At 69.3% G+C, this 13,001-nt stretch carries 12 protein-coding genes, 1 tRNA gene and 1 pseudogene; 5 read left to right on the top strand and 9 right to left on the bottom strand.

All coding sequences use genetic code 11. From position 1 onward, the window contains the following. Positions 1 to 65: 65 nt before the first annotated feature. Genes fabD through rpaB form a run of 4 tightly spaced genes read right to left on the bottom strand, consistent with a single transcriptional unit; the run spans position 66 to position 4,143 of the window. Complete coding sequence (gene fabD, locus KQ304_RS05095; protein WP_259736032.1) at positions 66 to 977, bottom strand: ACP S-malonyltransferase; 912 nt, start codon at positions 975 to 977, stop codon at positions 66 to 68. A 44-nt stretch (positions 978 to 1,021) separates the two neighbouring features. Then, positions 1,022 to 2,017, bottom strand: coding sequence for a beta-ketoacyl-ACP synthase III (locus tag KQ304_RS05090; RefSeq protein ID WP_259736033.1), 996 nt, complete (start codon positions 2,015 to 2,017; stop codon positions 1,022 to 1,024). A 52-nt stretch (positions 2,018 to 2,069) separates the two neighbouring features. Then, positions 2,070 to 3,416 (bottom strand): phosphate acyltransferase PlsX, encoded by a 1,347-nt coding sequence (gene plsX / locus KQ304_RS05085; protein WP_259736031.1) that lies wholly within the window; start codon positions 3,414 to 3,416, stop codon positions 2,070 to 2,072. Then, positions 3,397 to 4,143 (bottom strand): response regulator transcription factor RpaB, encoded by a 747-nt coding sequence (gene rpaB / locus KQ304_RS05080; RefSeq protein ID WP_259736030.1) that lies wholly within the window; start codon positions 4,141 to 4,143, stop codon positions 3,397 to 3,399. The genes plsX and rpaB overlap by 20 nt, the downstream gene beginning before the upstream one ends. A gap of 92 nt (positions 4,144 to 4,235) precedes the next feature. Between rpaB and radA the strand changes: the two genes are divergently transcribed. After that, positions 4,236 to 5,663: a DNA repair protein RadA gene (gene radA, locus KQ304_RS05075; RefSeq protein ID WP_259736029.1), complete on the top strand. Its 1,428-nt coding sequence runs from the start codon at positions 4,236 to 4,238 to the stop codon at positions 5,661 to 5,663. 16 nt (positions 5,664 to 5,679) lie between these two features. On the opposite strand, the gene KQ304_RS05070 is transcribed toward radA, so the two are convergent. After that, on the bottom strand, positions 5,680 to 6,201 hold the full coding sequence (locus KQ304_RS05070; RefSeq protein WP_255110836.1) for a photosystem I assembly protein Ycf3: 522 nt from the start codon (positions 6,199 to 6,201) through the stop codon (positions 5,680 to 5,682). A 106-nt stretch (positions 6,202 to 6,307) separates the two neighbouring features. On the opposite strand from KQ304_RS05070, the gene KQ304_RS05065 reads away from it, so the two are divergent. From KQ304_RS05065 to KQ304_RS05055, 3 genes are read left to right on the top strand one after another with little or no spacing between them, the layout of a single operon-like run. Next, a complete protein-coding gene (locus tag KQ304_RS05065) occupies positions 6,308 to 8,689 on the top strand; it encodes a cation-translocating P-type ATPase (protein ID WP_259736028.1) in 2,382 nt (793 codons plus the stop codon). After that, entirely contained in the window at positions 8,676 to 9,350 is a 675-nt protein-coding gene (gene tmk / locus KQ304_RS05060; protein WP_259736027.1) for a dTMP kinase, read from the top strand. The genes KQ304_RS05065 and tmk overlap by 14 nt, the downstream gene beginning before the upstream one ends. Beyond that, complete coding sequence (locus tag KQ304_RS05055) at positions 9,343 to 10,329, top strand: DNA polymerase III subunit delta' (RefSeq protein ID WP_259736026.1); 987 nt, start codon at positions 9,343 to 9,345, stop codon at positions 10,327 to 10,329. The genes tmk and KQ304_RS05055 overlap by 8 nt, the downstream gene beginning before the upstream one ends. 31 nt (positions 10,330 to 10,360) lie before the next feature. Here KQ304_RS05055 and KQ304_RS05050 read toward each other — a convergent pair whose 3' ends face one another. The 4 genes from KQ304_RS05050 to KQ304_RS05035 form a co-directional block, all read right to left on the bottom strand. After that, positions 10,361 to 11,152 carry a response regulator transcription factor gene (locus KQ304_RS05050; RefSeq protein WP_259736025.1) on the bottom strand — a complete coding sequence of 264 codons (792 nt, stop codon included), beginning with the start codon at positions 11,150 to 11,152 and terminating at the stop codon, positions 10,361 to 10,363. Positions 11,153 to 11,465: 313 nt separating this feature from the next. Further along, positions 11,466 to 11,537, bottom strand: a tRNA-Asn gene (locus KQ304_RS05045). 16 nt (positions 11,538 to 11,553) lie between these two features. Continuing rightward, positions 11,554 to 12,288: an ABC transporter ATP-binding protein gene (locus KQ304_RS05040; protein WP_259736024.1), complete on the bottom strand. Its 735-nt coding sequence runs from the start codon at positions 12,286 to 12,288 to the stop codon at positions 11,554 to 11,556. Beyond that, complete coding sequence (locus KQ304_RS05035) at positions 12,288 to 12,551, bottom strand: hypothetical protein (protein WP_259736023.1); 264 nt, start codon at positions 12,549 to 12,551, stop codon at positions 12,288 to 12,290. Before KQ304_RS05035 ends, KQ304_RS05040 begins: the two co-directional genes overlap by 1 nt. 177 nt (positions 12,552 to 12,728) lie before the next feature. Between KQ304_RS05035 and KQ304_RS05030 the strand changes: the two are divergent. Beyond that, positions 12,729 to 13,001 (top strand): annotated as a pseudogene (locus KQ304_RS05030) (photosystem II D2 protein (photosystem q(a) protein)); the annotation flags it as partial.

Raw genomic sequence — 13,001 nt, 5'->3', positions numbered from 1 at the left:
GCGGCGCAGACCGCGCCGCCGCGGTGCGATCGGTCCGCTGCCGGGCTGGCCCTCCCCGGTGTCGCTCACAGTCCCAGGTCGGCGGCGCTGCCGATCTGAGCGGTGGTGACACCGCTCAGGCTGCGTTTGACCAGGCCACTGAGCACGGTGCCAGGGCCGATCTCCACCACGGTCTCGACTCCGAGGGCCGCCAGCTGATCCATGGTTTCGCGCCAGCGCACCCCGCTCACCATCTGCCGCTGGAGGCGTTGCTTGAGCTCGGCCCCGCTGGTGCTGGGGGTGGGATCGGTGTTGCTCAGCACCGGGACGCTGGCGTCGGCGAAGGGCACCTGCTCCAGCAGGGCGGCGAAGGCCTCGGCAGCCGAGGCCATGAAGGGGGAGTGAAAGGCCCCTGAAACCGCCAGGGGGATGGCCCGCTTGCAGGGGAGCTGGGCGGCCACGGCGGCCACGGCCTCCGGCAGGCCGGAGATCACCACCTGGGCCGCGCTGTTGTCGTTGGCGATCACCACATCCGCGCGGGCTCCCACCAGGGCCTCCAGCTCGCTGCGCTCGAAGCCCATCACCGCAGTCATCGCTCCGCCTCCGGCCGCGGCCATCAGCTCACTGCGCCGGTGCATCAGCTCCAGGCCGGTGCGGAAGTCGAAGACATCGGCGGCGTAGAGGGCCACCAGTTCTCCGAGGCTGTGGCCGGCCACCAGATCGGCGCGGCGACCCTGGGCCTTGAGGCCATCCACCAGCAGGCTTTCCAGCACGAACAGCGCCGGCTGGGTGTTGCGGGTGTCGCCCAGGTCGAGCGGTGCCCCCGGCGAGCCCCCCTGGATCTCACTCGCTTCGCCGGCACAGATCGCCAGCAGGTCGCGGCCCAGCAGCTCGGAAGCGGCGGCGAAACGCTCGCGGGCGCCGTCCAGATCCAGCACAGCGCTTGCCATGCCGACTTTCTGTGAGCCCTGACCGGGAAACACCCAGGCAATCCCCATGGCGACGCGCGCTCGAACCGGCTGGGAGATTAGAGCGGTGCGGTTCAGCCGCCGCCGGGGCCACCCCAGCGCAGCAGCGCCGCGCCCCAGCTCAGCCCCGCTCCAAAGCCGCTGCTGGCGATCAGATCGCCCGGGCGCACCCGCCCATCGCGCACCGCCTCATCCAGCATCAGCGGGATGGTGGCGGCGGAGGTGTTGCCGTAGCGGGCCAGGTTGCTGAGCACCCGTGCATGGGGGATGGCAAAGCGGTCGGCCACTGCATCGAGGATGCGCTGGTTGGCCTGGTGCAGCAGCAACCAGTCCAGTTGCTCAGGGGTCGTGCCGGTGCTCTTCAGCAGGTCCTGGAGCACCGCCGGCACTTCGCGCACGGCGAACTTGTAAACCTCCTGGCCATTCATGTGGATGGTCTCGAAGCCGCCTTTCTGGCTGGAGTGACCCTCCACCAGGGGAACGTGATCGAGGTGCTGGCGCAGGGAGAGGCAGTCGGCCCGGAGACCATCGGAGTGCATCTTGAAGCCCAGCAGGCCGTTGCGCGGCTCCTCGCAGGCCTCCACCGCCACGGCGGCGGCAGCGTCGCCGAAGAGCACGCAGGTGCTGCGGTCGTCCCAGTCGATCCAGCGGCTGAGCTGATCGGCGCCGATCACCAGGGCCCGACTCACCGTTCCCCCCCGGATGTACTGGCCGGCGGTGATCAGAGCAAAGAGAAAGCCGCTGCAGGCGGCAGTGAGATCGAAGGCCACCGCCCGTCTGGCGCCGAGGGCCCCCTGCACCCGGGGGGCGGTGCCGAACAGATCGTCGGGGCTGGAGGTGGCCAGCAGGATCAGATCGAGATCTTCGGCGTCCCAGCCGGCCTGCTCCAGGGCGGCCTGGGCGGCCGCGGTGGCCAGGCTGGTGAGGGTTTCACCGGGACCGGCGACCCGGCGGGCAGTGATGCCCGTGCGGCTGCGGATCCAGGCGTCGTTGGTGTCGACCCGGCGGCTGAGCTGCTCATTGCTGAGGCTCAGCCGCGGCAGGCCGCTGCCGCTGCCCACCAGGGCCATGCCTGCGCCCATCCGGCCGAGCGACACCGTCTCAGTCCTCAGTTGGGCTGAGTCAACCACAGGCGGTGACGGTGTCTTCCTGGGCGCTGAGCTGGCGCAGGTCGTCCATGACCCCATGGCTGGCGGCCAGGTGGGCGAGGCGCAGGGCACTGACCACCGAAAGGGCCTTGCTGCTGCCGTGGCCGATGACGCAGACGCCATTCACCCCCAGCAGCAGGGCACCGCCGTGTTCGGCATGGTCGAGGCGCTTCTTGATCCGGATCAGATTGCTGCGCAGAAAGGCCGACCCCACTTTGCCGCGACGACCACGGGGCAATTCGGCCCGCAGCACATCCAGCAGCACGCTGCCCACCGACTCGAGGAACTTGAGCAGCACGTTGCCAGTGTAGCCATCGCAGACGACCACATCGAAGGCACCGGAGAGCACATCGCGGCCCTCGCAGTTGCCCTTGAAGCTGATCCTGGGCTCAGCCGCCAGCAGGGGGAAGGCCTTGAGCGTGAGTTCGTTGCCCTTGCACTCCTCCTCGCCGATGTTCAGCAGACCGACGCTCGGCTCGGCCACCCCGAGCACGTCGTGGCTGTAGATGCTTCCCAGCAGGGCGAACTGGTGGAGATAGGCCGGTTTGCAGTCCATGTTGGCGCCCACGTCGAGCACCAGAACCTGCTGGGACGGATCCTTGGTGGGGAAGAGGGCGCCGATGGCCGGCCTGTCGATGCCCTTGAGCCGCCCCAGCCGGAAGATGGCCGAGGCCATCACGGCCCCGGAGTTGCCGGCCGAATAGACCGCAGTGGCCTCACCCCGCTTCACCAGGTCCATCGCCAGGTTGATGCTGGCGTCGCGCTTGCGCCGCACCACCGTGGCTTCGTCGTTCATGCCCACGGACGGGCCACTGGGCAGCAGTTCCATCAGGCCCCGCTGAGTGGCCTCCCGCAGCAGCTCACCAAGACCCAGCTGGGACACTGCCGCTTCCAGTGCAGCGGTTTCGGCCACGAAGCGGATGCGCACAGGCAGGATCTGCACCGCCCTGAGGCACCCCTCGAGGATGGGCCCGGGGGCGTGGTCACCGCCCATGCCGTCGACGGCCACCCAGAGACGTTCGCCGCGGTGGATGGCGGCGAGTTCCTCACCTCCGCTCTGCTGCAGCCGACGCAGGGGATCGATCACCAGCGGGTTGAGCATCGAGCCGGCGGTGGACGCCATGCTGCCGGCCACTGAGCCGGCGGCGGAGGCCACCGAGCCGGCCACCGAGCCGGCGGTGCTGGCCGAGGAGGTGGCTGTGCCCACGATCGAGGTGACCGCCGCATTGCGGCGATACCAGATCACCAGCCGGCGAATGGCCCGGCTGGGCTTGGCCCGCCTGCCGGAGCGGGGGTCGAGATCAGGCTCCTTCGGAGGCAACGGCTTCCACGATGCGCTGGAACAGGTATCCCGTGCCACGAGCCGTGAGGATCAGCTCGGGATTGGCTGGATCATCCTCCAATTTGGAGCGCAAACGGGAGATGTGGACATCCACCACCCGGGTGTCCACATGGCGCTCGGGCGTGTAGCCCCAGACTTCCTTGAGGATTTCGCCGCGGCTGAAGGGCTCGCCCGAGCGGCTCACCAGCAGCTCCAGCAGGCTGAATTCCATGCCGGTGAGGCGAATGCGCTCCTCCCCCCGATACACCTGACGCTTGTTGGTGTCGATGCGCAGCTCCCCCACCTGGATGACTCCGGAGTTGGGGATCCCCACCACCGGGTCCTTGTCCACGCGGCGCAGCACGCAGCGGATGCGGGCCTCCAGTTCCTTGGGGCTGAAGGGTTTGACGACGTAGTCATCCGCCCCCAGTTCCAGGCCGGTGATGCGGTCGGCCACATCGCCCAGGGCCGTGAGCATCACGATCGGCACGTCCGATTCCTTGCGCAGCTCCTGGCAGACCCCATAGCCGTCGAGCTTGGGCATCATCACGTCGAGCACCACCAGATCGGGGCTCGACTGCCGGAAGGCCTCAAGCGCCTCAATCCCGTCGGAGGCTGTGACCACCTGATAGCCGATCATCGAGAGGCGCGTGTCCAGGATCCTGCGGATGCTGGCTTCGTCGTCGACGACCAGGATGGTCTCCTTCGCTGAGCTGGAAACCGTCATCGCGTCGCCGGCACGGTTGCAAAATCTCCGCCTACTGAAAAGGCGCGAGCACCCGCCAGTTCACCCAAAGCCACCATTCTTCACAAACCTCTTTGGGACGTTCCACCCCTTTCTACGCCTGCCAGAGCTGCGGAGCCCAGTCCCGTCAGTTCTTTGGCCGTTGTCCTGGCTGTGGCAGCTGGAACAGCCTGGTGGAGCAGAGCAGCCCCGCCGCCGATGGCCGCCGTCGGCGCGCCACCCCGGCTCCCCCGGTCGACGGGGCCGCTCCCCGGGGGAGGCGCTCCGAGCCGATTCACAGCGTGGGCGAACGGCCGCTGCGGCGGCTGGCCACGGGCTTCCCCGAACTGGACCGGGTGCTCGGGGGCGGTCTGGTGCCTGGATCACTGGTGCTGGTGGGGGGCGACCCGGGCATCGGCAAATCAACGCTGCTGCTGCAGAGCGCCAGGGCCCTGGCGGACAGCTGCTCGGTGCTGTACGTGAGCGCGGAGGAATCGGCCCAGCAGGTGAAGCTGCGCTGGCGGCGCCTGGGCCCGGAGCAGGGCGCTGAGCCGGCGAGCGAACAGGACGGGCTGCAGCTGCTGGCGGAAACCGATCTGGAGCTGGTGCTGCAGGAACTGGAAGCTCTGCGCCCTGCGGTGGCGATCATCGACAGCATCCAGGCCCTCCACGACGCCGAGCTGAGCAGCGCCCCCGGCTCGGTCTCCCAGGTCAGGGATTGCGCTGCGGCCCTGCAGCGGCTGGCCAAGCGCCAGGACACGGCCCTGCTGCTGGTGGGCCACGTGACCAAGGAGGGGATGCTGGCGGGGCCGAAGGTGCTGGAGCACCTGGTGGACGCCGTGCTCACCTTCGAGGGTGACCGCTTCGCCAGCCATCGCCTGCTGCGGGCCGTCAAGAATCGCTTCGGTCCCACCCACGAGCTGGGGGTGTTCGAGATGCGCGACCGGGGCCTGGCGGAGGTGACCAACCCCAGCGAGCTGTTCCTGGGGGGAGAAGGCCCCTGCGCCGGCACCGCCACGATCGTGGCCTGCGAGGGCACCCGACCCCTGCTGGTGGACCTCCAGGCCCTGGTGAGCACCACCAGCTACGCCAGCCCGCGGCGCACCGCCACGGGGATCGGCATCAATCGTCTGCACCAGATCCTGGCGGTGCTGGAGAAGCACCTGGGCCTGCCCCTCTCCCGTTTTGATTGCTACCTGGCCGTGGCCGGGGGCCTCGATGTGGAGGAGCCCGCCGCCGACCTGGGGGTGGCGGCGGCGGTGGTGGCCAGCTACCGCGACCTCACCCTGCCTGCCGGCACCGTGCTGGTGGGGGAGCTGGGGCTGGGGGGACAGATTCGCCCGGTGGGGCAGCTGGAGCTGAGGCTGCAGGAAGCGGCCCGTCTGGGCTTCACCCGGGCCGTGGTGCCCCGCAGCAGCGGCCTGGCACCGGTGGCTGCCGCCCTGGGGCTGGAGCTGCTGGAGGCGGCAGGGGTGGCCGAGGCCCTGGTGGCGGCCCTGGGGGTGGATCCCGCCGCTGACTGAGGCGCCGGCTGTGGCGTCAGAAATACACGTCGACTGAACCGCGGCCGCTGGTTTTGATCCAGTTCTGGGCCTCGATGTAGTTGTTGGGGGCCATCCGGATCGCCTTGGTCCAATACTCCGCGGCCTGGGCGAAGCGGCGGTCGGATTCGTCGGTGTCGCCCCGCTCTTCGGCCAAGGAGCCCAGGTGGTGATGGATCACCGCCATGTTGTTGAGGGCCTGGGGCATGTGGCTGTTGAGTTCCAGCACCTGCTCGTAGGTCTCGATCGCCCGCTGGTGGTCACCGTTGCTCGTGTACACCAGCGCCATGTTGTAGAGGATGAAGGCGCGATCGAGGGGGTCGTCCTCCAGCTTCAGGGCCTCGTCGTAGTTCTCCAGCGCCTCGGCGTACTCGCCATCGCCCTGCGCGCTCATGCCATCGCGGTAGTAGGCGAAGGCTTCCTTGGCCCGGCGGTTGGTGGGCAGCACCTTGAGGATCAGGTCGGCCATCACCGTGAAGCTCTTGTCGATGAAGTTGTCGTTGCGTTGGCTGCGGGGCACGGCGCGGCTGGCGTGATCGGTGCTCCCATCCTGACGGGTGCCCGCCAGGCCAGGGAGCCTTCGCCACACTCCCTACCCTTGGGGCCTGAGCCTCGGCCCTCGGCCTTTGACCCTGACCTCCCCCCTTCCAGCGCCCAGCGCAGCAGCCGTCGAGCCCTTGCTCCTCGATGTGGACGGCATGAAGTGCGGCGGTTGCGTGCGGGCGGTGGAGCGACGCCTGCTGGAGCAGCCCGGCGTCAGTCAGGCGAGCGTCAATCTGGTGACCCGCACGGCCTGGATCGGCCTGGATCCGCTTCAGGACACCCCGGCTGAAGATCCGGCAACGGCCTTGATCGCCAGCCTCAGGAGCCTCGGATTCGAGGCCCACCGCCGTGATCAGTCGGGCCTTGATCCCAGTCGCGGCGAGCGCGAGCAGCAGCGCCGCTGGCGCCAGGAGTGGCGCCAGCTGATCGTGGCCCTCAGCCTGATGCTGGTGTCGGTGCTGGGTCACCTGGCCCAGGGGGGGCACCTGCCGCCGGCCCTGATGGCCCTGCCCGGAGTGCCCAGGCTGGGAGCCCTGGGTTTCCATGCCCTGGTGGCCAGCGTGGCCCTGCTCGGACCCGGTCGGGGAATTCTGGTGCGGGGCGCCCGTGATGCCTGGCAGCGGACCCCGAGCATGGACACCCTGGTGGGGCTGGGCATGGGCAGTGCCTACCTGGCCAGCCTGGTGGCCTATCTGCGCCCGGCATCCGGTTGGCCCTGCTTCTTCAATGAGCCGGTGATGCTGCTGGGCTTCGTGCTGCTGGGCCGCTTCCTGGAGGAGAGGGCCCGGAACCGCACGGGTCAGGCCCTTGAGCAGCTGGTGCGTCTCCAGCCCGATTCCGCCCTGCTGTTGCTCGGCGATGGGCCGCCACGGGAGGTGCGCGTCGGCGGTCTGCGCCCCGGTGATCGGGTGCGTCTGCTGCCCGGTGATCGCGTTCCGGTGGATGGTGAGGTGGTGGAGGGACACTCCGCGGTGGATGTCTCCAGCCTCACGGGGGAACCACTGCCCCTGGAGGCCGGGCCCGGCAGCGAGCTGATGGCCGGCATGCTCAATCTGCAGGCGCCGCTGGAGCTGGAGGTGCGGCGCACGGGCCCTGAGTCGACCCTGGCGCGGATCATTGCCTTGGTGGAGCAGGCCCAGGCCCGCAAGGCGCCGATTCAGAGCCTGGCCGATCGGGTGGCTGGCCGCTTCAGCGTGGCCGTGCTGCTGCTGGCCCTGGCCACCTTCGTGTTCTGGTGGCAATGGGGCACCAGGCTCTGGCCCCAGGTGCTGATGGGGGCAGGCCATGGGGCCCATGGGCTGCTGGGGGCCGCGGCCACCACACCCTTCTCCCTTGCCCTGCAGCTGGCGATTGCGGTGCTGGTGGTGGCCTGTCCCTGCGCCCTGGGTCTGGCCACCCCCACGGCGATCACGGTGGGATCAGGCCTGGCCGCCCGCTCTGGCCTGCTCTTCCGCGGCGGCGATGCGATTGAGATGGCGGCGCGCCTCGAGAGTGTGCTCTTCGACAAGACCGGAACCCTCACCCTCGGCCGTCCCCTGGTGACGGCCGTGCTGCCGGCCGGCGGCGGTGATCCCGCCGGTGCGGCCGGCGACGCCCTGATCCAGCTCGCCGCCAGCCTCGAGCAGCACACCCGCCACCCCCTGGCTCACGCCCTGCTGCAGGAGGCCCAGTGCCGGGGGCTGGCCCTGGCAGAGGTGACTGACAGCCGCACCCAGGTGGGTTCCGGTGTGGAGGGCCGGCTGCCGGGGCAGGAGGGTCTGTCCAGGGTCGGACGGCCTGGTTGGTTGCAGCAGCAGGGCCTGCCGCTGCCCGCCGAACTGGAGCCCCTGCTGGCCCAGCTGGAATCGGAGGGAGCCACGGTGCTGCTGGTGGCCTCCCAGGCTGCGGTGCTGGGGCTGGTGGCGGTGCAGGACCAGCCCCGCGCCGATGCGGCCCAGGCCCTGACAGATCTCGGCGGCATGGGCCTGCGCCTGGGGGTGCTCAGCGGAGATCGCCGCGAGCCGGTGTTGCAGCTGGGTGACCGCCTGGGGCTGCCCAGCTCAGGCCTAGCCTGGGAACTTGACCCTCAGCAGAAGTTGGAGCACATCCTGCGCTGGCGCCAGCAGGGGGCCGTGGCGATGGTGGGGGATGGCATCAATGACGCTCCTGCCCTGGCGGCCGCTGATCTGGGCATCGCCGTGGGCACCGGCACCCAGATCGCGCAGGACACGGCCGATCTGGTGATCCTCGGCGACCGGCTGGAGTCGCTGGTGGAGGCGCTGCGCCTGGCTCGTCGCACCCTGGCCAAGGTGAAGCAGAACCTGCTCTGGGCCTTCGGCTACAACCTGATCGTGCTGCCGATCGCCGCCGGGGCTCTGCTGCCTGGCTTCGGTCTGCTGCTCTCGCCCCCGCTGGCCGCCCTGCTGATGGCCGTCAGCTCCATCACTGTGGTGGTCAACGCCTTGCTGCTCCATGGCCGCCCCTGAGGCCCCGCGGGGCCGTTTTCTGGTGCTGGAGGGCATCGACGGCTCGGGCAAAACCAGCCAGCTGGAGCGCCTGGGCCGCTGGCTGCCCCGCAGCGGCCTGATGCCCCCCGGCTCCCGAGTGGTGAGCACCCGGGAGCCGGGGGGCACCCCGCTCGGCCAGGGGCTGAGGCAGCTGCTGCTGCATCCCCCCCAGGAGATGGCCCCGCTGGCCAGGGCTGAGCTGCTGCTCTATGCCGCCGACCGCGCCCAGCATGTGCAGAGCCTGATCGAGCCGGCGCTGGCGGCTGGTGCCTGGGTGCTCAGCGATCGCTTCGCCGGCTCCACCGCCGCCTACCAGGGCCATGGCCGGGGCCTGTCCCTTGAGCTGATTGACCAGCTGGAGGCCATCGCCACCGCCGGTCTGGTGCCCGACCTCACCCTCTGGCTCGACCTGCCCCTGACGCTCTCGTCCCAGCGCCGGGACCACCGCGGCGCCGATCGGATCGAGGCGGCGGGCCTGCCGTTTCTGCAGCGGGTGTCGGCCGGTTTTGCCCAGCTGGCCGCAGAGCGCGGTTGGAGCCGGGTGGACGCTGCCGGATCACCGGTTCAGGTGGAGACGGCCCTGCGCGCGGCCCTGCTGGAACGCTTCTCCCGCGTTTGGCCAGGCGATCCCGATGGCTGAACTGTTTGCTGATCTGATCGGCCAGCCCACCGCGGTGGCGCTGATGGGCGCCGCCCTGGAGCAGCAGCGCCTGGCGGCCGCCTATCTGCTCACGGGCCCCGAGGGCGTGGGCCGACGCCTTGGGGCGCTGCGCTTTCTCGAGGGTGTGCTCGCTGGACCTGAGGGGGCGACGGCCCTGCGTCGGCGCCTGAGCCAGGGCAATCATCCGGATCTGCTCTGGCTGGAGCCCACCTACTCCCACCAGGGACGGCTGGTGCCCGCCAGCCAGGCGATGGCGGAGGGGGTGAGCAAGCGAAGCCTGCCGCAGATCCGGCTGGAGCAGATCCGCTCGGTGGGACCGTTCCTGGCCAGGCGGGCGGTGGCGGGCCCGCGGCCGGTGGTGGTGATCGAGGCCGTGGAGCTGATGGCGGAGGGGGCAGCCAATGGGCTGCTCAAGACCCTGGAGGAACCCGGGTCTGGGCTGCTGCTGTTGCTGAGCGCTGCGCCGGAGCGCCTGCTCAGCACGATCCGCTCCCGCTGCCAGCAGATTCCCTTCCGTCCCCTCGCCCCCGCAGCGATGGCCGAGGTGCTGGCGTTGCAGGCCGGCGCCGTCGATCCCTCTGGCGCACCAGACACCGCTGAGGGTCCTGAAGCCCCAGACCCCCCCGAGCTGCTGGAGCTGGCGGCCGGAGCACCGGGGGCCCTGCTGGAGCATCGCCGTCAGTGGCGGGGATTGCCCAGCGGCCTGGCCGAACGGTTGGGGAACCTGGCGGCCGACCCGCTCGAGGCCATGGCCCTGGCCCGCGATCTGAGTGAAGCGCTGGACCTGGATCAGCAGTTGTGGCTGCTGAACTGGTGGCAGCTCTGCCTCTGGCGCCGGCAGCCCCAGCTGGCGCCCCAGCAACGGCTGGAGCGGTTGCGGGGCCAGCTGCGCGGATTCGTGCAACCGCGTCTGGCCTGGGAGGTTGCCCTGCTGGAGCTGAGCGGTGTGATCGGCTGAGCGGCGTTGACAGCCTGCGGCCCGGTTGGGTTCAGGCGCTCTCGAGGGCCTGGGAGGCCGCCGCCAGTTCCTCCTCCCGCTGATGGCGCATCAGGGTCTCCTGCTGGGCGAGCTTGGCTCCGGTGGGAAGCTCCAGGCAGTAGCCGGCTCCATAGACCGTTTTGATGAAGCGGGGCTTGCGCGGATCGGGTTCGAGCTTGGTGCGCAGATGGCGCACATGCACGCGGATGGTTTCGATGTCGTCGTCGGGCTCATAGCCCCAGACCTCCTTGAGGATCAACGACGGCGCCACGGTCTGGCCGTGGCGCTGCAGCAGGCAGTGCAGCAGCTCGAATTCCAGGTGGGTCAGGCGCACCGGCTCGTCGAACCAGATCGCCTCAAACCTCTCCGGCACCAGGGTGAGAGGGCCGTAACTGAGGATTTCGCTGTGCTTGGTGGAAAGCGGGGCCCGGTCGCTGCGGCGCAGCAGGGCCTTCACCCGCACCATCAGTTCCTCGAGATCAAAGGGCTTGGTGAGGTAGTCGTCGGCGCCGGAGTTGAACCCGCTCACCTTGTCCTTGGTGCCACCCAAGGCGGTGATCATCATGATCGGGATGCCGGCGGTGCGCTCATCGCGGCGCAGCCGCTGGCAGAGGGTGAGGCCATCCACCTTCGGCAGCATCAGATCCAGCAGGATCAGATCGGGGTTGGCCTGCAGCGCCAGGGCCTGACCCTTGATCCCGTCCTCGGCGGTTTCCACCACGAAGCCACCGTGCTCGAGGTGGCCGGCCACCAGCTCACGCATGTCCCCGTCGTCCTCGATCAGCAAGATGCAGGGTTTCATGGCAGGTGCTGGCGGACACGTGACGGCAGGGCGGAGATGGCCGGCACCAACGGATGCTGGTCATTTTCTCCTGATCCCTGGGCTCAGCGCGTCGCTGCGGGACGCTCCCGATGTTGGATTCGGGGGCTGGGCCCTGATCGGCCAAGGGTTCTGGCCAAGGCCAGCCCGGAACATCTTGAATTGAATCTAAAGATTTTTCTGCTGTGCTGATCGATCCCGCACGAATGCCTCGGGCCTGTCCTGGCGGAACAGGCCAGAGGCCGCAACGAGTGACAGCACACGGCCGTTCAGGTCGCGGCGATCCATGAATGAACTCCCCGGGCAGGATTCGAACCTGCGACCAATCGGTTAACAGCCGACCGCTCTACCACTGAGCTACCGAGGAATGGGCTCACGTGAACCTACCCGTCGGCCCTGCCGCCCGGCAAGGGGGGAAGCCTGCTCTCGATGCGCCGGCGCAGGGCCGGGCCCTGCTGCCAGGCTCCGGCCCGACCTCGCTCCATCTGGGCCGCCGCATCGCAATGGTCGAGCTCCTCGAGCCGATGGGTGATCCACAGAGCACTCAGCGGCCGCTCCCGCCGGTGGCAGAGCCGCTCGATCAGCTGCAGCACCTCCAGCTGGCTTTCGGGATCCAGCAGGGCCGTGGGCTCATCGAGCAGCAGCAGGCCCGCGTCTCCGGCCAGGGCGCCGGCGATCGCCAGCCGCTGCTTCTGGCCACCGCTGAGGGTGTGAATCGGTCGACCCTCGAATCCCCCCAGTCCCACCTGGGCGAGGGCCGCGCTCACCCGCGCCTGTCGCTCTGGGGCGGGAAGGCCCTGCACGAGGCCGAGCTGCAGATCGGTGCCACAACTGGGCAGCAGCAACTGGTGATCGGGGTTCTGAAACACCAGGGCGGGTTTGAGCGTGAGGGCCACCCTGCCGCCACTGGGCTCCAGCAGGCCGGCGATCAGGCGCAACAGGGTGCTTTTGCCGCTGCCGTTGCCACCCACCAGCATCCACAGACCTGGGCCTGGCAGGCGCAGGTCGCAGTGATCAAGGGCGGCGCTGCCGTTGGGCCAGCCGAAACAGAGGTCCGTCACCTCCAGGGCCGGAGACGGGGGCGAGACCGCTTCGCTGGAGGGGTTGCCCCAGGCCATCAACCGTCGACGCTGAAGCCCGGCCGCTTGCTGCCGCCGCCGACTGCCGACTTCTCGTAGAGCTGAACGGCCACCAGTTCACCGCTGAGCAGGCTGATGCGCTTCTCTTCGGATTTCTCGCAGGTGAGCTCGAGCACGCGGGGGTGGCCGCTTTCCATGGCCGCCCGGATCTCGCTGTGGACTGACTGGGCGTCGCTCAGCTCCTTGCGCTGCACCGAGATGGGCATGGGGCTGAGCTTGAGGGCGAGCTCGACGACGTACACGTTGTGCGCTTGAAAACCAGAAGCCACTCTGGCGAATGGCCTGCCGAGCCGCCGCCGGCCTTGACCGGTGGCGGCTGAGTGCAAGTACTCATTTACCGATGTGCTTCAAGAAGCGGGGTCTCGGGGCGGGCCGGTATTCCGTAGGATGTTGCTTGTAAAGCTTCATGAAGTACCCGCATGACGATCGCTGTAGGGCGCGCGCCTGCCGCACGGGGATGGTTCGACGTCCTCGATGACTGGCTCAAGCGTGACCGCTTTGTTTTTGTTGGCTGGTCCGGCCTGCTGCTGTTCCCCACGGCCTACCTGGCTCTGGGCGGCTGGCTGACCGGCACCACCTTCGCCACCTCCTGGTACACCCACGGCATTGCCAGCAGCTACCTGGAGGGTTGCAACTTCCTCACCGCCGCGGTGAGCACCCCGGCTGATGCCATGGGGCACAGCCTGCTGCTG

The sequence above is a fragment of the Synechococcus sp. CS-1329 genome (assembly GCF_025128055.1).
Classification (GTDB): Bacteria; Cyanobacteriota; Cyanobacteriia; order PCC-6307; family Cyanobiaceae; genus Regnicoccus_A.
This window is presented reverse-complemented; position numbering and strand designations above follow the sequence as displayed.